Origin of the sequence: Archangium sp. Cb G35, assembly GCF_001896145.1 — a bacterium.
Lineage (GTDB): Bacteria > Myxococcota > Myxococcia > Myxococcales > Myxococcaceae > Archangium > Archangium violaceum.
Map to the genome: position 1 here is coordinate 412,449 of NZ_MPOI01000001.1, position 17,354 is coordinate 429,802.

Consider the following 17,354-nt stretch of genomic DNA (forward strand, 5'->3'; position numbering starts at 1 on the left):
GGCTCAATGGGTGCGGAAGGTGGCCACCACCGCGTTGTGGTCGGTGGCCTCGCCCACGTCGATGACCTCGGAGCTGACGAGCCGCTCGGCCATCCGGGGCGAGGCGAAGATGTAGTCCGTGCGGTAGTCGATCGTCACGCCGTTGCGGACGCGGCGCGCGGTCACCCACGCGGGCGAGGCGGGCCGGTGGCGCAGGGTGTCCACCCAGCCGAAGGACTCCACGTCATCGATGACGTCGAAGCGGGGCGGGTGGCCGTACTTGTCCACGCCCGCCAGACGCAGCTGGTCGGCGAGGTCCACGGGGTAGGGATCCTTGCGTGACAGCGAGTTGAGGTCCCCCGCCAGCAGGTAGAGGCCCTCGCGGAAGGCGGTGGGGTCCAGCAGCGAGCGCAGGTAGCGCGCCTCGACGAAGCGGAGCGTCTCGTAGTGCGCGTCGTAGTGCGTCCCGAAGACCGTCAGCGGGCCCTCGCCGGTGTCGAACTCGCACTGCACCAGCGCGTGGCCGATGAAGTGCGGGTTGTTGTGCACCCGGATGGAGCGCGGGGCCATGCGGCTGAGGACGGACACGTGGTAGCAGTTGCCGCTGCCTCGCGGGCGGGCGGCGCCCAGGTGGGCGTGGACGGCGCCCTCGGGACCCAGTGTGGCGGCCACCTGGCGCAGGCGCTCACCATCGTCCCAACCCAGGCACTCCTGCAGCACCAGCAGGTCCGGGCTCTCCTGCTTCACCAGGGCGAGCAGGGCCTCGAAGCGGTCCTGCCCTCCGAAGAGGACATTGAGGGTCATCACCTTCAGCGCCATGGTGCTTCTCTACCCCAATGCCGCGAGGACTTCTCCGGGAACCCTCGGGGCACGTCTCCCCGAGGGCCCGCACCGCCGCTCAGTAGCTGCCGGAGATGACCTTGGGGAGCACCTTGCGCAGGTCCGGCAGGACGCCGATCTTCCGCGCGTCCGCGGCCTGCGGCGTGCCGTTGGTGCTCAGCACACCGCGCATCTGCTTGGAGGTCAGCCGGCGGCCATTGGCGAGCGCCACGCCCTGGGCACTGGCCGCCGCGCCGGTGATGATGGGCGAGGCGCTGGAGGTGCCGCTGAAGGTGGCCGTGTAGAACTGGTCCTCGCCGTAGCTGGAGCCGAACAGGGCGCCGTAGCCCATGGAGTAGACCTTCTCACCCCAGCCGTGCACGTCCACCCGGCTGCCGTAGTTGGTCCAGCACATGGGGGCGCGCGTGGTGGAGGTGCTGGCGCCCACGACGATGGCGCCCGAGTCCCGCACGCTGCGGTTGAAGGCGGTGCCGTACGCGCTGCTGTCCAGGTTGGCGCTCCCGTTGCCCGCCGCCTCCACGACGATGACGCCGTTGGCGGTGGCCGTGGCGATGGCATCGTAGTTGGCCTGCCAGTACTCCATGGCGATGTAGTCGCACTGGGTGGTGTTGCAGGTGCACGCCGTGCCGTCGGACGGCCCCTTCGAATGCAACTCGATGAGGATGACGCCACCCGGGCCCACCGCGTTGGCGGCGCTGGTGATGGCGGTCGCGGTACTCTGGTTGCCAATGCCCGACACGCCCGCCCGCGCCTGGTTGGCGATGCCCGTCACGCCGTAGGCGTTGGCCACGCCGACGATCTCCCCGAGCACCGCCGTCCCGTGGTTGCGCCAGCCCAGGTCGTTGAGCTGGGTGCCAATCTGCGTGAAGAGGGTGGGCATGTCCTCATGGGTGGTGCGCCAGCCGCCCTCGATGTCCACCACCTTGACGTTGAGGCCCTTGCCGCCCGCCAGCGTCCACGCGTACTTCGCGTCGATGCCGCCGGGCGCGGCGTTGAGGTAGCCCTGGTTGGCCTCGTACAGGGGCGTGGTGGGGGCGATGTCCGCGGCGGCCAGCAGCGAGCGCAGCGCCGCGTTCATGGCGAAGTCCACCATGGCGGGCTCGGGGGGCGGCTCGGCGTAGGCCACCTCCACGCCCTCCAGGGCGTTGAGCGAGGCGACCAGGTCCGCCACCCGTCCGGCGGTGGTGCCCGGCAGCAGCGGCACCTCATAGTAGAGGTTCAGGTCCGCGAGCTGCTGGCCGCTCTGCTCCTCGCCGGAGGCCTTGCTCGCTTCCAGGGTGGACTCGTCCGCATCGAAGAGGCGGGAGAGGGCGCCGATGCGCGGGGCGCGCTCCAGCAGGGACTGCACGGTGGCGGCGTCGGCCACCACGCGCTCGGCGCGCAGGCCGCGCGTGGACAGCAGCGCGCGCTCGGCCGGGCCGCGCTCCGAGGCCAGGGCCGTCAGTGACTTGCCACGCAGGCGAACCCGGCTTCCCTCGTGGAACTTCACCACCAGGCGCTCCACGTAGGTGTCGGCGGGCAGCTCCCGGCCGGTGTGCCGGACGGCGAGGGCGCGCGGCACCAGCGGCTTGGATGCGGCCTCGGCCTCGGGAGCCACGGACAACAGGGACAGGCCCAGCAGGGCGTGGAGCACCGGACGGCCGGACAGACGGTTCGACTTCGGCATGGGGTTCTCTCCAGGAAGGGGGGACGGCAGGTGAGGCCTGGTTCACCCCGGGATTTCTGGAGAACCAGTCCTTACATGCCCATCCTGTCATGCCGGTCTGTCATGTTTCTAATGCTATTCTTTTCTTTTTCTACGCACCTGGATGAGTTCACCCACGATGGATACGGCGATCTCCTCCGGGGTCAGCGCGCCAATCTCCACGCCCATGGGTGAGCGCAGACGGGCCACGGCCTCGTCGGAGAAGCCCGCGGCCTTCAGCCGCATCCGGAAGCGCTCGGCCTTGCGCCGACTCCCAATCACCCCCAGGTAGGCCGAGGGCTTGTCCAGCAGCGCCTCCACCACCGCCTGGTCCAGCGGATGGTCGTGCGTGGTGATGCAGAAGCAGTGTCCGGTGCCCCCGCTCAGCGTCCGCGCGTAATCCGCCGGGTCCTTCAGCACCAGCTCGATGCCGGGAAACCGCTCGGCGGTGGCCCACTCGGGCCGGGCGTCCACCACCGTCACCCGGAAGCCCACCCGGTGCGCCAGCAGGGCCAGCTCGCGCGCCACGTGCCCCGCGCCGAACACCGTGAGTCTCGGCGGCGCCCCGTGCTTCTCCAGGAACACCTTCATCCGGCCCCCACAGCACATGCCCAGCTCGTGCGTGAGGTGCGTCTCGATGACGCGCGTGCTCTCCGGGGATTCCAGCAGGGCCCGCGCGGCCTGGACGATTTGATGCTCGATGGCACCACCGCCCACGGTGCCCCGCAGGCTTCCATCCTCGAGCACCACCATCTTCGAGCCCGGCTTCTGCGGCGTGCTGCCGGCGCTCTCGATGACGGTGGCCAGTACGAACGGGCGGCCCTCGGCCACCAGGGCCGCCATCTGCGCGTAAAGGTCCATGGCAGGGGACACTCTACCCCCGCCCCGGGCTAACCGAAGAAGACCTGGGCGACCTCGAAGAACTCCTGGGGCACCTTCTTGAGCTCCCGGGTGGCCTCCGCCAGGTCCACGCTGATGATTTCATTGCCCCGGAGCGCGGCCATCTTGCCGAACTCACCCCGGGCCACCATGTCGCACGCGTGCACGCCGAAGCGCGTGGCCAGCACCCGGTCATGGGCCGTGGGGGCGCCGCCGCGCTGGATGTGGCCCAGCACCGACACGCGCGTCTCGTAGCCCGTGCGCCGTTCGATTTCATTGGCCACGATGGCACCCACGCCACCGAGCCGGGGCCGGCCCGCCTCGTCCAGCGCGCCCGAGGTGACCAGGTGCTCCTGCTGGTCCTCGCCCGCCTTGATGCGCGTGCCCTCGGCCACCACCACGATGGAGAAGGAGCGCCCGGTGGCGTGCCGGTGCTTGATGTGCTCGGCCACCCGCACCAGGTCCGCGGGAACCTCGGGGACGAGAATCACGTCCGCGCCGCCGGCCATGCCCGCGTAGGTGGCGATCCACCCCACGTGCCGTCCCATCACCTCGCACACGATGACGCGCTTGTGCGACTCGGCGGTGGAGTGCAGCCGGTCGATCGCCTCGGTGGCGATGGTCACGGCGGTGTCGAAGCCGAAGGTGAAGTCCGTGCCGTTGAGATCGTTGTCGATCGTCTTCGGCACGCCCACGATTTTCAGGCCCTCCTTGGCCATGCGCGTGGCGGCCGAGAGCGTGCCCTCACCGCCAATGGCGATGACGGCGTGGATGTCATGGCGCTCGATGGCGCGCTTGACCTTCTCCAGGCCGTTCTCGACCTTGAAGGGGTTGACGCGGGAGGTGCCCAGGATGGTGCCACCGCGGTGAAGGATGCCGGAGGTGGTCTCGCGCGTGAGGCGGAAGTGGTTGTCCTCGAGGAGACCCTTCCACCCGTCACGCAGACCCATCATCTCGAAGCCATGGGCGCTGGCCCGGCGGACAACGGCGCGGATGACCGCGTTGAGGCCGGGGCAATCACCCCCGCCTGTAAGGACGGCGACTTTCATGAGGTAGTCCTTCTAACCCACCTCGAAGCCGAATCATCCGCGAAGTTGAGGCAAACCGCCCGCCAGCCACGGTGGCATCCGGCCAGTGGGGCAAGGCCAGGTTGGAACGGAGGCGGGCGGGCAGGGCCCCCCCGGCCTGTGGGGTCTACCCGCGCGGCCTCCAGGACAGAAGCCGATGCAACGGGTGACGTCTTGCTTGGTCGGGCGCCAGGGCCTGGCCTATGCTGATGGGTGCCTTGAACGTCCGCGTCTTCGCCTCCGAGCTTGAAGCCGCCGCCGCCTGCGCGGCCCTCGTCGCCGCCGCGATCAGGGAGAAACCATCCCTGGTGCTGGGGCTGCCCACGGGCCGCACTCCGCTCAACGTCTACCGGGAGCTGGTGGCGCTGCACCAGCGTGGGCAGGTGGACTTCTCGCGGGTGACCACCTTCAACCTGGACGAGTTCCTCGGGCTGGCGCCGGACGACCCCAGCAGCTACCGGGCGTACATGGAGCGGCACTTCTTCCAGCACGTCAACCTGGCACCCGAGCGCATCCACTTCTTCGATGGGAGCGCGGAGCGGGCCGAGCGGGAATGCGTCCGCTACGACATCAAGCTGTCGGAGGCGGGAGGGCTGGACCTGTTGCTGCTGGGCATCGGGCCCAACGGGCACGTGGCCTTCATCGAGCCGGGGGACAGCCTCCAGGCGGGGAGCCACCGGGCGCGCCTGTCGCGGGAGTCCCGCCTGGCGGTGGCCTCGCTCTTCGGGGACGACGTCTGGAAGGTCCCCCTGGCGGCGCTCACGCTGGGCATGGCGGGACTGCTTCAGGCGCGCCGCATCATCCTCCTGGCCTTCGGGGTGAGCAAGGCGGCGGCGGTGACGGCCATGCTGCGCGGCCCCGTCACCCCCATGTGTCCGGCCTCGTTCCTCCAGCTCCACGGCAACGTGGAGGTCTGGCTGGACGCCGAGGCCGGGCGGGGCGTGGACGGCTCGCGCTAGTCGCGGCCGCTGGCCACGGACTGGGAGGTGCGCTCGCGCACCAGGCGCAGCAGCCCGAGGAACTCGGCGCGATCGCTCATGCCCTCCACGGCGCCCTCGGCGAGCGACTCGGCGGTGGAGAGGCTCCAGTCCCCGGCCTGGGGCGCGCCCCGGAGGATGTCCGCGGTACCGGCCACGGCGGCGGCGAAGCGCAGGTTGGCCGAGGCGTCGCGCAGCGAGCCGTGCAGCCCCGAGCGCTCCAGGGAGAAGCGCTGCTCGGCGGCCTCCACGCCGCCGGGACGCTTGGCGCGCACACGCACGGTGGCCACGTTCGCGCCCTCGCCGGCGAGCTCCACCTCGTAGAGGGCGGTGACGGTGTGGCCGGCGCCAATCTCTCCCGCGTCCACCTTGTCGTTGCGGAAGTCGCGGTCGGCGATGGCGCGGTTCTCGTAGCCCAGCAGCCGGTAGCCGCGCACGGTGGCGGGGTCGAACTCCACCTGAATCTTCACGTCCTGGGCGATGACCTCCAGCGTGCCGGCGAGCCGCTCCTGGAAGACGCGGCGGGCCTCGCGCTCGCTGTCGATGTAGAAGCAGTTGCCGTTGCCCTTGTTGGCCAGCCGCTCCATCAGGTCATCGCGGTAGTTGCCCATGCCCAGGCCGATGGTGGACAGGGTGACGCCCTCCTGCACGTAGCCCTGGACGCTGGCGAGCATGGCATCGGCGGTGAGGTTGCGGCCGAGGTTGGTGTCGCCATCGGTGAGGACGACGACGCGCGAGACGCGCTGGGAGCCGGCCTTCTTCGCGGCGTGGCGGTAGGCGATCTCCAGGCCGTCGCCCATGGCGGTGCCGCCGCCGCTGGTGAGCGCGTCGATGGCGGCGAAGAGTGTGTCGCGCTCGACGGCGGAGGTGGGGGGCAGCACGTCGCGCACGCCGCCGGCGTAGGTGACGAGCGCCACGGTGTCCTGCTCGTTGAGGCCGTCCACCATCAGCTTCATGGCGGTCTGCGCGAGCGGCAGCTTGTCCGGCTGGCCCATGGAGCCACTGGTGTCCACGAGGAACACGAGGTGGGTGGGCTTGCGCTGGCTCTTGGCGAGGTTGCGGCCCTGCAGGCCCACCTTGACGAGGTGGCGGCCGGGGGTGAAGGGCGAGGGCGCGCCCTCGAGGTCCACCCGGAAGTCCCCCTCCTCGGGGGCGGGGTAGCGGTAGCGGAAGTAGTTCATCCACTCCTCCACGCGGATGGAGTCACGGGCGGGCAGGCCGCCTTCGGCCACCTGGCGGCGGAAGAGGGTGTACGAGGCCGTGTCCACGTCCACGGCGAAGGTGGAGAAGCGGTCCTCGCTCGTGAGGGTGAAGGGGTTGGGGCGCTGCTCGGCGTGGGTGTTGCCGGTGGAGACGGGCTCGGTGGGGGCCGGGGGAGGGGGCACATGCGGAGGCGCTCCCGACGCGAACGTGAGGGAAGGGGCCGCGGACGAGCCCCCTTCGTCGTTCGCCCCGAAGCTCTTCAGTGACTTGCGCTGCAAGTGCCGGTTCGCCATGGCGCCGCCGTTCGCGTATTCCGCGCCGGAGAGCGAGGCCGCGCTCGATCCGAAGAGCTTGCGGATGTTGTTGCCGAACAAGGAGAGGGTGGCCACCGCGAGGGCGAGGACGCCCAGGGTGATGACGGCGAGCTTCGAGAGGCCGGCGATTCGTTTCATGCGAGGGGGAATCGCATGTCCTCCGGGGCTCGCGCGTCCGTCATCCGGCGGAGGTCGGTCATCCGGCGGAGGGTCGGTCAACGGGCGGATGGCGGGGGGTGCTCACCGGCCGGGCCTGACGCTTCGCGGCGGGAGCGGGCTTCGCGGGCCGGGGAGGAGGACGGGGCCGGAGGCGCTCGTAGTGGGTGAGCACCCGGTCCACGTAGAACTCCGTCTCCCCGTTGCGAGGGACACGGCCATTCACGTTGCCGGGCCCGGCGTTGTAGGCGGCCACGGCGAGCCGCACGTTGCCCCGGTAGCGCTCCAGCTGCTCGGCGAGGTAGCGCGCGCTGCCATCGAGGGCGGGTGCCGGCTCGAAGGGATCCTCCACGCGCAGCAGGCTCGCGGTGGAGGGCATGAGCTGGCCGGGGCCCATGGCGCCCGCGGGGGAGATGCGGTGGGGCCGGGTGTTGGACTCCACCTCGACGAGCGCCTCCAGCAGGCCGGTGGGGATGCGGTGGCGGCGCTCGGTGTCGCGGATGAGGGGCGTGAGCTCCGGGTGCCCCTCGAGCATGCACGAGGGCCGGTGGCGCGCGTACGCGGCGAGGGCGTGGGCCTTCTGCTTCAGGAAGGACAGGGAGAAGGGGGACACGGAGGTGTCGCCGAAGAAGGCCACCGCGAAGTTGAGCAACACGAGCGGCAGCACGGCGCACAGCGCCACCTTCACCCAAGGAAACCCGCCGCTGTCCCGTCTCCGCCGCACAGCTTCCTTCCATACGGGCGGCCGGGCCTCTCGTCCAACTTCCGGCGGGCGGGCCGGGGCCCTGGGCGGGCCAGCGACCTCGTTCCCGCGTGCACCCGACGCACTGCGGCGGGATGGTCATTATCTTCCTGATGAACGGGTGGTCAGCATTTCAGGCGGGGCGCCGCGGGGGCCCGGGGCGTCTCGCGAGGAGCAGGCGAGATGATCGGCATTCCACTGGGCCTGGTGTATTCCAACTTCGGGGAGTGGCTGCTGCACCGGTACGTGCTGCACGGGTTGGGCAAGAGACACAAGAGCTTCTGGAGCTTCCACTGGCACGAGCACCACCAGCGCTCGCGGCGCCACGAGATGGTGGACGCGCAGTACCGGGGGCCCTTGTGGAGCTGGACGCCGCAGAGCAAGGAGGTGTTGGGGCTCGCGGCCATCGTGGTGGGCCACCTTCCCCTGCTCAAGTGGGCGCCGTGGTTCGTGGCCACGGTGTGGGCCTCCACGCTGCTGTACTACGTGGTGCATCGGCGGGCGCACCTGGATGAGAACTGGGCGCGCGAGTACCTGCCGTGGCACTACGACCACCACATGGGGAAGGACCAGAACGCCAACTGGTGCGTGACGTACCCGCTCTTCGACTACGTGATGGGAACGCGCCGCAAGCACTTGGGGACGCCCGCCCTGGCCGAGGCCCGGGTCCCCGCTGCTTGAGAGAACCCTCTCCCGAGGGAAGGGGAGAGGGCCTCGTGGACTCCGGGTGCTGCTTCAGGCGGACGGCGCCGGAGACTTCTCGGACGCCGGAGCCGGCTCCGAGGGAGGAGCCGGAGGCGGGGAGCTCATGGCGGCCTGGGCGCGGCGGGCCATCTCCTTCGGGGTGAGGTCCTCCTTGTGGGTGGCGATCTGCCAATGGTGGCCGAAGGGATCGATGACGACGCCGTAGCGATCGCCCCAGAACGCGTCGCCGATGGGCATCGCGACCTTCGCGCCCGTGGCCAGCGCCTGGTTGTACACCGCGTCCGCGTCACGCGTGTAGATGAGCAGGCTCGACGAGGTGCCGCCGACGCTCAGGGGCGAGCGGGAGCCCATGCCGGGGAACTCGTCCGAGTACATCACGATGGAGTCGCCGATGCGGAACTCGCCGTGGAGGACCTTCCCGTCCGGCGTCGTCATCGCCTTGCCCACTTCCTTGGCGCCGAAGGCCTTCTTGTAGAACTCGACGGCCTCCTTGGCGCCCTTCACCACGAGGCTCGGCGTGATGATGTGGTAGCCCTTCGGAATCGGCTGGGCCTTCTTGCCCTTCTTCGCGGGCACCTTCTTGGCCGCGGCCTTCTTGGCCGCCGCCACCTTGCTGGTCACCTTGCTGGCCACCTTCTTGGCCGCCGTCCGAATCTTCTCCGCTGCCTTCTTCGTGGCCTTCTTCATCGCCATGGTTCACCCCTTGGGGACTTCACATCGCGGTTGCGGACGGAAACCATGAAACGAAACCGGGCCGCCTTCAACGGAGATCCTCACGGGACCCACGGGGGTGTTACGTCGCCGGTGCTTCCTGGATGGAGGGCCGGGCCTCCGCCGCTGCCAGGGCCCTGAGCTCACGGCGGCGCGCGAGGAAGGCACGCCACTGCCCGCGCCGGGCCGCCCGCACCACCAGACCCACGCCCGCCGCGGAGACCAACAGGACGGCCACGCCTCCGCCCTCCACGCCGAAGGAACCGCCCGTCCACGTCTCCGGACCCACGAGCCGGGCCTGGAGCAGCCCCGGGACCGGGTTGCCCGACACGGCCACGCCCAGCACCGCCCCCTGGACCCAGTTCCAGGCGAAGTGCACGCCGGTGACGAACCACAGCGAGCGCGTCAGCATGTAGCAGCCAGCCAGCAGCAGGCCCCCCTCCAAGGCGATGGCCAGCGTGGCGAGCCGCGTGGCATTCGGGTTGCCGAAGTGCATGAGGCCGAACAAAAGGCTGCTCAGCAGCAGCGCCACGCCCGAGCCGATCCACTCCTCCAGCAGCCGGAAGAGGAGGCCGCGATAGATGACCTCTTCCCACAGCGCCGCGAAGGTGAAGATGGCCGCCCAGGTGAAGGCTCCGGTCGCCGTCTCCAGCGCGCCGCGCGGCACCACGTCCACCACCTGGTACCAGCCGGGGACGGCGAGCACCCCCACCACCGCGGTGATGAGGCCGGTGCCCAGCAGCATGCCGCGCCCCCACTGCTGAAGCGCACCTCGCGTGTCCAGGCCGAGCTGGGCGGGCCCGCGCCCCTCCAGCCACCGGCCCACCACCAGGAGCGCGAGCAGCGTGCCCACCGCGCGGAGCACGGAGACCTGGAAGGCGAGGGCGGTCTCCTCCCTCAGCCGAGGCAGTACGAGGCGCTCCAGCCTCCAGAGGGCATCAATCGTGTAGTTGCACAGCAGGAGTGACAGGACGAGGCGCGAGAAGGGGTGCTTCACGGCTCGGGTGAGGGTGGGCAGCGCGTGGGTGGTGGGGGAAGACACGGTGAGGAGAGGGTATCGGCCCTGGGGGCGAGTGGGCCAGCACCGGGAAGCGGGCTCGGACGGACGCCATGAGCCGCTCGAGTCCGGAAGCGCGGGGGAGAGCTCAGCGGGGAGGCGGGAGTGTTGGGCGGAACACGCGGTAGAGGAACTCGGTGCCCAGGGCGCCGGTCAGCAGCCGCTCCTTGCGGTCATTGAGCAGGGACTGTGTCCAGGTCGTGAAGCCCCCATCTCCCACGGGCAGCTCGCGGCCATCCGGGTGGCGCAGCACGACGTGGACGGTGGGGCCTTCGTAGTAGTTCACACCGTGGAGCCGTGAGAAGTCGAAGCGCCCCTCCGTGCCGGGAAAGCGCGTGGCCAGTGGCTCCAGCACTCCCGTGCGCAGGCGCTCCATCCGCTCGCCCAGGCGCCGCAGCTCTCCGTCCAGGACCTTCAGGGGCTCGGTCACCGCCCCGGGGAGCTTCAGCCCGCGCCGCTTCAGCTCCTCGTCGAACTTCATGGGGCTGACGTGCCCGCGCAGGGACTCCAGCGGCACACCCGCCGATGTCAGCAGCGCGCGCATGACGCGGGTGTCGCTCAGTTCGATGCGCACATCCGGGATGTTCCAACCCGCGGCACGCAGGTCCGCCAGCAGGGTCAGCCAGACGGCGAGCTGTTCGCGCAGGGCTTCCTGCTCGAAGCGCTCGTCCCCGGTGTCCCGGCCTGCCGTCACCAGCGCGAAGAGGCGGAAGTGGCGCGAGAAGCCCGGGTCATCGAATGGCTGCATGCGGATGAGCCGGTGGCTGGCCGCCAGCCGCACCACCCCGGCTCGGCCCTCCCGCTTGCGCCGGCTCGCGCACTCCAGCGCCATGGCGATGGTGGGATCCGCCAGGACTTCCGTGCCGCGCGTGGCCGTCAGCACGTTGTTCTGGTCGATGCCCGTCAGCGCGTTCACCCCGAAGGGGGCCACCGGAGAGAGCTCCACCGCATCGAAGCCCTCCGCCGCGGCGAAGGCCCGCGCGTCCAGCTCCGTCAGGACGCGGGCGTCCGCGGTGTCGGCCCGCACCAGGCCGTTGCGCTCGACGAGGCGCAGCGCGTCCGCCCATGTCACCGAGCGGCTGCGCTCACGCATCACGTGCAGCAGCAGGGAGGCCAGCTCCGAGCCGGGCAGCTCATCCACGAGAATCCGGGTGAGCTCCTCGTTGCCAGCGCGCTTCGCGATGGCCTCGGCGATCTGCTTCGTGGTCGGGCGCTCTTTCCCCATGTCCCCCCACGTTAATGCTGACTCCGGGGCCGCGTCTGCTCGTAGATGCGGCGGAGTGTCTCCACGCCGGGGGTCAGCTCGCGCCGGGCCATGGCGTGGACGGCCTCGAGCAGGCGAGTGTTCACCGGCACCGGGATGCCGTGGGCCTTGCCTCGCTGGACCACCTCGCCGTTGAGGAAGTCCACGGGGGGCTCACGGCCCCGCTCGATGGCCGCCAGCATGGACGAGCGCAGCCGCCGGTACCGTGCGCCGATGGCCAGGAGCATCGCGTGCCGGCCCACGAGGCCGAGCGAGCCCCGTGCATGCTGCTCGGACTCCTTCAAGGTGAGCCACTCGAGGTCCACCGTGGAGGCCACCTTCTCCAGCTTCACGTTCTCGGCGCGGGCCACCTGGAGGACCTCGGTGAAGACCTCCATGGCGAGCCGCCGGACGAAGCGGTGTAGGAGGAGCGGCCCCACCCTGCTCCCTCCCACGGTGCCCAGGGTGGAGATGGCGCAGTTGATCGCCAGCTTGCTCCACCGGGCGCCGCGCAGGTTCTCCGTGAAGGCCACCTCGCTCACCGCGCGCAGCACCTCCGCCAGCCGGGCCAGCCTCGGGTCCTGCTTGCCGGAGAGCGCGCCCACCGCGAAGCCCCCCGAGGAGGTCCGCTCGTAGACGCCGGTCTCCGGGGACGACGCGCCCCAGGCCACGATGGCGCCGAGCACCCGGTCCTCGCCCACCACCCGGGCCACCAACTCCTCGCACAGCCCGTTCTGCAGCACCACCATGGCCCCCTCGGGCGCCAGCAGGTGGGCGGTGTCCCGGGCGGCCGCCTCCACCCCGTTCGGGGGCGTGGCGAGCAGGATGAAGTCGTAGGCGCCCTCGGGGGGAGGCTCGACGAAGACCTCCAGGTGTCCGCGGACGGTGCGCTCGCCCTTCTCGTCGCGCAGCACCGGGCCGCGCGTCCGGAGCACGCGGGCGATCTCCTCGCGGCGTGCCACCGCGGTCACATTCCCGCCGGCCTCCATCAAGCGGGAGAGAATGACACCGCCGATTCCGCCACAACCGACGACGAGGACTCGGGGAGCTGTCTGTGCTGGGTCCATGGCCGCCGTTGCCTACCACGAGCCGTGCCCGGACACGTGGATGCTTCGCCAGGAAGTCCGTGCCGGGATCGACGGTTGTTTCCCCGCCCGCGAAGCCGCCGGTGCTTGGGCTCTAATGAACGAGATATCCGACACCCCCCCGCGATAATATTCCCCCCCTTTCGTGCCCCCCGGCCCCTTCACGCCCTCGCCCATGACCGCTCGCACCGAAAACCTGAATGTCGTCGGCATCGACCAGATGCCCTCTCCCGCCGAGATCAAGACGCGCGTGCCGCTGACCGAGCGTGCGGCCGAGGCCGTGCTCGCCGGGCGCCGCGCGCTGATGGACATCCTGGACCGCAAGGACCCGCGCCTGTTCGTCATCGTGGGCCCGTGCTCCATCCATGACCCGGCGGCCGGTGTGGACTACGCGCGGCGGTTGCGCCAGCTCGCCGACAGGGTGCGGGACACGTTCCACGTGGTGATGCGCGTGTACTTCGAGAAGCCGCGCACCTCCACCGGCTGGAAGGGGTTCATCAACGATCCGCGGATGGATGACTCCTTCCGCATCGAGGAGGGCATGGAGCGGGGCCGACGCTTCCTGCTGGACGTGGCCGAACTCGGCCTGCCGGCGGCCACCGAGGCGTTGGATCCGATCGCGCCGCAGTACTACGGCGATTTGATCTCCTGGACGGCGATCGGGGCGCGCACTGCGGAGTCTCAGACGCACCGCGAGATGGCCTCGGGGCTGTCGACCCCGGTGGGGTTCAAGAACAGCACCGACGGCTCGCTGGAGGCGGGGGTGAACGGCGTCCTCTCTGCCTCGCGGCCGCACAGCTTCCTGGGGCTCAACGAGCGGGGCGAGTCGGCCATCATCCGGACACGGGGCAACGGCTACGGCCACCTGGTGCTCCGGGGCGGGGGCGGGCGGCCCAACTACGACACGGTGTCCGTCTCGCTCGCCGAGCAGGCGCTCGCCAAGGCGAAGCTGCCGGGCAACATCGTGGTGGACTGCTCGCACTCCAACTCATGGAAGAAGCCGGAGCTGCAGCCGCTGGTGATGCGCGACGTGATGCACCAGATTCGCGAGGGCAACCGCTCGGTGGTGGGCGTGATGATCGAGAGCTTCATCGAGGCTGGCACCCAGCCCATCCCCGCGGACCTGACGCAGTTGCGCTACGGCTGCTCGGTGACGGATGCGTGCGTGAGCTGGGAGACCACCGAGGAGATGCTGCTGGGCGCCCACGATGTGCTGCGTGGCTCACTGCCGAAGCGCCGCGCGGCGTGAGCCCATTTCCCTCGTGGATGGGGTGCTGAGGCTCAGCGCCCGCCGCGCTTGCGCGCCGGAGCCACCTTCCGCGCCGGGCGCTTCGCCGCGCTCTTGCTGGCCGGGCGCTTCGCCGCGCCGCCAGCGCCTTTCCGGGCAGCGGCCTTCCGGGGTGCCGCCTTCTTGGCGGGCTGCCGGGGCGTGGTCAGGAGCGTCTCCAGCGCCCTCATCGCGTCCACGGTGGTGAAGATGCCCTCCACGCGGCCCTCCTGGGCGACGACGGCGGAGCCGTACTTGTGCAGGGCCATGGTGCGAGCCACCTCGAGCAGCGGCGTCCCCGGGGGCACCGTATAGGCCTCCTGGGCCATGGCCTCCTCCACCGCGACTTCCTTCGGGTCCACGCCCTTGAGGGTCTCGATGAGGTGCAGGTCCCTCATGGACACCATTCCCACCAGCTTCCCTCCCTCCAGCACGGGCAGGTGGCGGATGGCGTGCTCGTTCATCAGCCGGTGCGCCTCGGTCAGCGGGCTCTGCGCACCGATGGTGTGCACGACTCGGGTCATGAAGTCATCGACGACATGGGTCATGGCGGTCCCTCGTGGGTTCTCCCGCTTCAAGCTAGCAAGCCGCTGGCCATCCTGAAGCCGGGAGCTTCCAGAGGCGGGCCCATCTGTTCGGCGCGCAGCGTCTGCGTCCCGGCCCGAGCGGGGCGCAAGGGCTGCGTCCCCGTCCCTGTGTGGTGTGCGGCACCAGGACCTCGCGTTTCGTGACATGACTCCGGCGGTCATCTACAGTGGGGTGACCGCAGAAGACACACGAGAGGAGTCCCCCGAATGCAGTCCGCGACCGCGCTCCCCGGCTTCGAGCGCCTGTTGGAGGTATGCCAGGGCCGGGCCCATCCCCTGAAGCTGGAGCCGCCGCTTCCGTCCGGCGGCCCGGTGGAGCCGTCCGTGGCGGGGCAGCCGATGGACCCCCAACTGGCGGCCCTGTATGCGCGCGCGAGCCTCCTCTGGGTCAGGGACGAGTTCTACCTCTTCCCCGTGCGCCACGAGCGTCGGCCCGATCTGCACCGGGTGAATGCGCACTGGCGCAAGGATTGGGCGGAGCCGTTCGGTTCGCTGCTCGTCTTCGCGAAGGACGACCGTCTGGCCTACTGCTACGCCACGGTGCCGTCGCTGGCGGATGCGCGAGGTGTGCAGCCGGTGGTGTGGGTCGACGTCTACGAGGCGTTGTATGCCGTTCCCATCGCCTCGTGTGTGGACCACTTCTTCACCACCTACGCCCGCTACCTGGAGGCCGCTCCGGAGCCCTCCACGGACGAGGAGGACGCTCCTCCACGCCGGAGGACCTTCCCCTGGAGCGCTTCCGAGGCCATTGCCCGGGACACGGAGCTGGTGCGTCGCGTTCAGGCCGGGCACTTCGACTTCCTGATGAAGGAGAGCGCTTGGGCGCGCGAATGGGTGGAGACGTGGGCGGGCAGGCCTTAGGCCTCGAGGAATTTGATGCCGGTGATACCTTCTTCTTCCATCGCCCGTTTGATTCGTTCTGAGACGATGAGGACCACCAGCCAGCCCCAGGGGCGGAAGATGTGGGCGCCCCCTGTCTTCTCCGGGTCTACCTTCAGACCTCGAACGTTACTGTATTCGCCTATCCTGTCTGGCTCGCCATCCTCGGGTCCCCAATAAAATACCTCGTCACACCGGGCATCGTCGATGCAGCGAATGACTTGCAGGGCATTGAGGATGAACCAGGGCTCCGATTGTCCCTCCACCTCCACGGGGATGAACTGCACCTCCTTCTGCAGTCCCAGACGCTCGAAGAGCGAGACGACCCGACGGTGGACAACGGGAATCCCCATGGACTCCGTGTATTCGAGTGCAACGCCCGTGGGCTTCACGGACAGACGGATCGGCTCATCGATCTCCAGGAAGCGCCCCTCGTTGAATCGCCAGGTGTCGAACAACTCGCGCCTGTCGTCATCAGGCCTGCCCGCGTCCTCACCATCCTTGAAGAGTGGCATTCTCAAATGCCAACGCCCCGGGATGTATACGTCGTCGTATATTTCGTAATACTTCATCTGGGCAGTCATGGTTCTCTCTTGATGAGTTTGTTGAGCGTGGAGCCCGGCGTACATACCTCCCCTGCGAGCTTGTCGAGTGCTCTCACGAGTTTGGTTCGGCACTCGGCCTGGGATCTACAAGTCCGAAGCGCGTCATTCAATCGCTTGAAAATCTCGCGGTGATACGCCTCGGGGTGAGGTCCCTTGTGGTCTCGCAGGTAGATGATGTTCGCCGGGTCCTCCATGCTCATCCCCGCCTTTTCGAAGAGTGTCTCGAACCGGGGCGTCCAGGGGCCACCGTTGCTCTCGGAGATGTCATTCTTGTTGGTGCACAAGTGGTGGCGCTGGTGACCGTCCCGCCCCGACTCCGCACACGCCCCTGTCGTCCGCGTTGCGCTCACCGCCGACGTCACCGCCGCGGCCGTCGTGCTCGCCGTCACCCCCATCAGGACCACCGTCCCGTTCGCCACGCTCACCTGCGCCTTCGTTCCCGCCCCCACCCTCAAGCCGCCCTTCACGCCTCCTCCCGCCATGGCGAAGCGCGGCGGTGACACACTCGCCCACAGCCCTCCCTTCGGCACCTCCGGCAACCCTCGCGCCAGCTTCGCCCCCGCCACCGTCACCAGCACTCTCAGCCCAACTCCTCCCAGCGCCTTGCCGAAGCGCTCGGCCGCTGCCTCCAACTCCTCCCTTGTCCTCGCGCCTTCCGCCTCTCGGTACAGCCTCAGGCACGCCAGCCCTACGTTGTAGAGTTCCGCCGCGCTGTACGTCAGCAGCAGTCCCATCGTCACCGCCGCCGCGAAGGCCTTGGAGAAGAGGGGCTCGGGCGCCGCCCACGCCATCATGTACAGCACCATGGACGTGCCCACCGACAGCAGCACGGCAGGTGAGCTGAACAGTTCCAGCGCCGCCTCCCTCACGCCCGCTCCCATGTAACGCGGCGAGAGCTTCAGCGCCTGAAACCACCTGGCACTCTCCAGCGAGCCCGGAAGCTCCATCAGGGGAGCGCCCAGCAGCGCCTCGTACTCCTCTCGCACCATCCTCTCCAGCGCCGAGGGTCGGGTGTCCGACGGTGGCACCAGGCCCGCCATTGTCCGTGTATGGGCCTCCGACAGCAGACTCAGCCCTGGCCTCGGCTTCGCCTCCTTGAACTCGCCTTCCAGTGCCGCCACCACCTCGCGCGCATCCTCCACCCGCCACAACGCCAGCGCAGGATCCGGCTCCAACCTCTTGAAGGTCAGCCTCAGCCCTTGCCCCGCCTCTTCCTGGTACCCGCTCACCGCCACCGGTTCCAACACCGGTAGCCGCGCTTCGGCTCCTGCCGGTGCCGCCAGGAGCGCCCACGGCACCATCAGGAACACATAGAGGGCATATGCGCCTCTCGACTTCATGTCCGCTTCCTCCGGCCCTGGGGCTGCCAGGGAT

At 69.6% G+C, this 17,354-nt stretch carries 17 protein-coding genes; 4 read left to right on the top strand and 13 right to left on the bottom strand.

Annotated elements, in window-relative coordinates; genetic code table 11:
• Positions 1–3: 3 nt before the first annotated feature.
• From BO221_RS01660 to BO221_RS01675, 4 genes are all read right to left on the bottom strand, one after another.
• Positions 4–798, bottom strand: a complete 795-nt coding sequence (locus BO221_RS01660; RefSeq protein WP_073558568.1) for an endonuclease/exonuclease/phosphatase family protein — start codon at positions 796–798, stop codon at positions 4–6.
• A 79-nt stretch (positions 799–877) separates the two neighbouring features.
• Positions 878–2,485: a S8 family peptidase gene (locus tag BO221_RS01665; RefSeq protein WP_073558569.1), complete on the bottom strand. Its 1,608-nt coding sequence runs from the start codon at positions 2,483–2,485 to the stop codon at positions 878–880.
• A gap of 114 nt (positions 2,486–2,599) precedes the next feature.
• A complete protein-coding gene (gene xdhC / locus BO221_RS01670; protein ID WP_073558570.1) occupies positions 2,600–3,364 on the bottom strand; it encodes a xanthine dehydrogenase accessory protein XdhC in 765 nt (254 codons plus the stop codon).
• Between the two features lie 29 nt (positions 3,365–3,393).
• Positions 3,394–4,431 (bottom strand): 6-phosphofructokinase, encoded by a 1,038-nt coding sequence (locus BO221_RS01675; protein ID WP_073558571.1) that lies wholly within the window; start codon positions 4,429–4,431, stop codon positions 3,394–3,396.
• A 236-nt stretch (positions 4,432–4,667) separates the two neighbouring features.
• Here BO221_RS01675 and nagB point away from each other — a divergent pair, with 236 nt between their 5' ends.
• Entirely contained in the window at positions 4,668–5,408 is a 741-nt protein-coding gene (nagB, locus tag BO221_RS01680; protein ID WP_073559402.1) for a glucosamine-6-phosphate deaminase, read from the top strand.
• Here nagB and BO221_RS01685 read toward each other — a convergent pair.
• Together BO221_RS01685 and BO221_RS01690 are read right to left on the bottom strand one after the other, a co-directional pair.
• On the bottom strand, positions 5,405–7,081 hold the full coding sequence (locus BO221_RS01685) for a von Willebrand factor type A domain-containing protein (protein WP_073558572.1): 1,677 nt from the start codon (positions 7,079–7,081) through the stop codon (positions 5,405–5,407). The two genes, nagB and BO221_RS01685, sit on opposite strands and share 4 nt — an antisense overlap.
• A gap of 58 nt (positions 7,082–7,139) precedes the next feature.
• Positions 7,140–7,787: a lytic transglycosylase domain-containing protein gene (locus BO221_RS01690; protein ID WP_073558573.1), complete on the bottom strand. Its 648-nt coding sequence runs from the start codon at positions 7,785–7,787 to the stop codon at positions 7,140–7,142.
• A 237-nt stretch (positions 7,788–8,024) separates the two neighbouring features.
• Between BO221_RS01690 and BO221_RS01695 the strand changes: the two genes are divergently transcribed.
• Positions 8,025–8,522 (top strand): sterol desaturase family protein, encoded by a 498-nt coding sequence (locus tag BO221_RS01695; RefSeq protein WP_073558574.1) that lies wholly within the window; start codon positions 8,025–8,027, stop codon positions 8,520–8,522.
• A 54-nt stretch (positions 8,523–8,576) separates the two neighbouring features.
• On the opposite strand, the gene BO221_RS01700 is transcribed toward BO221_RS01695, so the two are convergent.
• The 4 genes from BO221_RS01700 to BO221_RS01715 form a co-directional block, all read right to left on the bottom strand.
• Positions 8,577–9,239, bottom strand: a complete 663-nt coding sequence (locus BO221_RS01700; protein WP_073558575.1) for a VOC family protein — start codon at positions 9,237–9,239, stop codon at positions 8,577–8,579.
• Positions 9,240–9,339: 100 nt separating this feature from the next.
• Positions 9,340–10,299 (bottom strand): CPBP family intramembrane glutamic endopeptidase, encoded by a 960-nt coding sequence (locus BO221_RS01705; RefSeq protein WP_073558576.1) that lies wholly within the window; start codon positions 10,297–10,299, stop codon positions 9,340–9,342.
• A 103-nt stretch (positions 10,300–10,402) separates the two neighbouring features.
• Positions 10,403–11,539 (bottom strand): hypothetical protein, encoded by a 1,137-nt coding sequence (locus BO221_RS01710; protein ID WP_073558577.1) that lies wholly within the window; start codon positions 11,537–11,539, stop codon positions 10,403–10,405.
• Positions 11,540–11,550: 11 nt separating this feature from the next.
• Positions 11,551–12,624 carry a ketopantoate reductase family protein gene (locus BO221_RS01715; RefSeq protein ID WP_073558578.1) on the bottom strand — a complete coding sequence of 358 codons (1,074 nt, stop codon included), beginning with the start codon at positions 12,622–12,624 and terminating at the stop codon, positions 11,551–11,553.
• Positions 12,625–12,817: 193 nt separating this feature from the next.
• On the opposite strand from BO221_RS01715, the gene BO221_RS01720 reads away from it, so the two are divergent.
• The gene (locus BO221_RS01720) at positions 12,818–13,891 is read left to right on the top strand and encodes a 3-deoxy-7-phosphoheptulonate synthase (RefSeq protein WP_073558579.1); all 1,074 of its coding nucleotides are present in this window, start codon (positions 12,818–12,820) and stop codon (positions 13,889–13,891) included.
• 32 nt (positions 13,892–13,923) lie between these two features.
• Here the strand turns inward: BO221_RS01720 and BO221_RS01725 are convergent, their stop codons facing one another.
• The gene (locus BO221_RS01725) at positions 13,924–14,457 is read right to left on the bottom strand and encodes a CBS domain-containing protein (protein ID WP_073558580.1); all 534 of its coding nucleotides are present in this window, start codon (positions 14,455–14,457) and stop codon (positions 13,924–13,926) included.
• A 246-nt stretch (positions 14,458–14,703) separates the two neighbouring features.
• Here BO221_RS01725 and BO221_RS01730 point away from each other — a divergent pair, with 246 nt between their 5' ends.
• Positions 14,704–15,357, top strand: coding sequence for a hypothetical protein (locus BO221_RS01730; RefSeq protein ID WP_073558581.1), 654 nt, complete (start codon positions 14,704–14,706; stop codon positions 15,355–15,357).
• Here the strand turns inward: BO221_RS01730 and BO221_RS01735 are convergent.
• Complete coding sequence (locus BO221_RS01735) at positions 15,354–15,959, bottom strand: imm11 family protein (protein ID WP_233165575.1); 606 nt, start codon at positions 15,957–15,959, stop codon at positions 15,354–15,356. The two genes, BO221_RS01730 and BO221_RS01735, sit on opposite strands and share 4 nt — an antisense overlap.
• A complete protein-coding gene (locus tag BO221_RS01740; RefSeq protein ID WP_073558582.1) occupies positions 15,956–17,320 on the bottom strand; it encodes an AHH domain-containing protein in 1,365 nt (454 codons plus the stop codon). The genes BO221_RS01735 and BO221_RS01740 overlap by 4 nt, the downstream gene beginning before the upstream one ends.
• Between the last annotated feature and the right edge of the window lie 34 nt (positions 17,321–17,354).

Coding starts and splice junctions, on each gene's coding strand:
- BO221_RS01665 (WP_073558569.1), bottom strand. CDS start 2,485: ATGCCGAAGTCGAACCGTCTGTCCGGCCGTCCGGTGCTCCACGCCCTG.
- BO221_RS01700 (WP_073558575.1), bottom strand. CDS start 9,239: ATGGCGATGAAGAAGGCCACGAAGAAGGCAGCGGAGAAGATTCGGACG.
- BO221_RS01715 (WP_073558578.1), bottom strand. CDS start 12,624: ATGGACCCAGCACAGACAGCTCCCCGAGTCCTCGTCGTCGGTTGTGGC.
- BO221_RS01730 (WP_073558581.1), top strand. CDS start 14,704: ATGCAGTCCGCGACCGCGCTCCCCGGCTTCGAGCGCCTGTTGGAGGTA.
- BO221_RS01740 (WP_073558582.1), bottom strand. CDS start 17,320: ATGAAGTCGAGAGGCGCATATGCCCTCTATGTGTTCCTGATGGTGCCG.
- BO221_RS01675 (WP_073558571.1), bottom strand. CDS start 4,431: ATGAAAGTCGCCGTCCTTACAGGCGGGGGTGATTGCCCCGGCCTCAAC.
- BO221_RS01685 (WP_073558572.1), bottom strand. CDS start 7,081: ATGAAACGAATCGCCGGCCTCTCGAAGCTCGCCGTCATCACCCTGGGC.
- BO221_RS01660 (WP_073558568.1), bottom strand. CDS start 798: ATGGCGCTGAAGGTGATGACCCTCAATGTCCTCTTCGGAGGGCAGGAC.
- BO221_RS01725 (WP_073558580.1), bottom strand. CDS start 14,457: ATGACCCATGTCGTCGATGACTTCATGACCCGAGTCGTGCACACCATC.
- BO221_RS01720 (WP_073558579.1), top strand. CDS start 12,818: ATGACCGCTCGCACCGAAAACCTGAATGTCGTCGGCATCGACCAGATG.
- BO221_RS01710 (WP_073558577.1), bottom strand. CDS start 11,539: ATGGGGAAAGAGCGCCCGACCACGAAGCAGATCGCCGAGGCCATCGCG.
- BO221_RS01695 (WP_073558574.1), top strand. CDS start 8,025: ATGATCGGCATTCCACTGGGCCTGGTGTATTCCAACTTCGGGGAGTGG.
- BO221_RS01735 (WP_233165575.1), bottom strand. CDS start 15,959: ATGACTGCCCAGATGAAGTATTACGAAATATACGACGACGTATACATC.
- xdhC (WP_073558570.1), bottom strand. CDS start 3,364: ATGGACCTTTACGCGCAGATGGCGGCCCTGGTGGCCGAGGGCCGCCCG.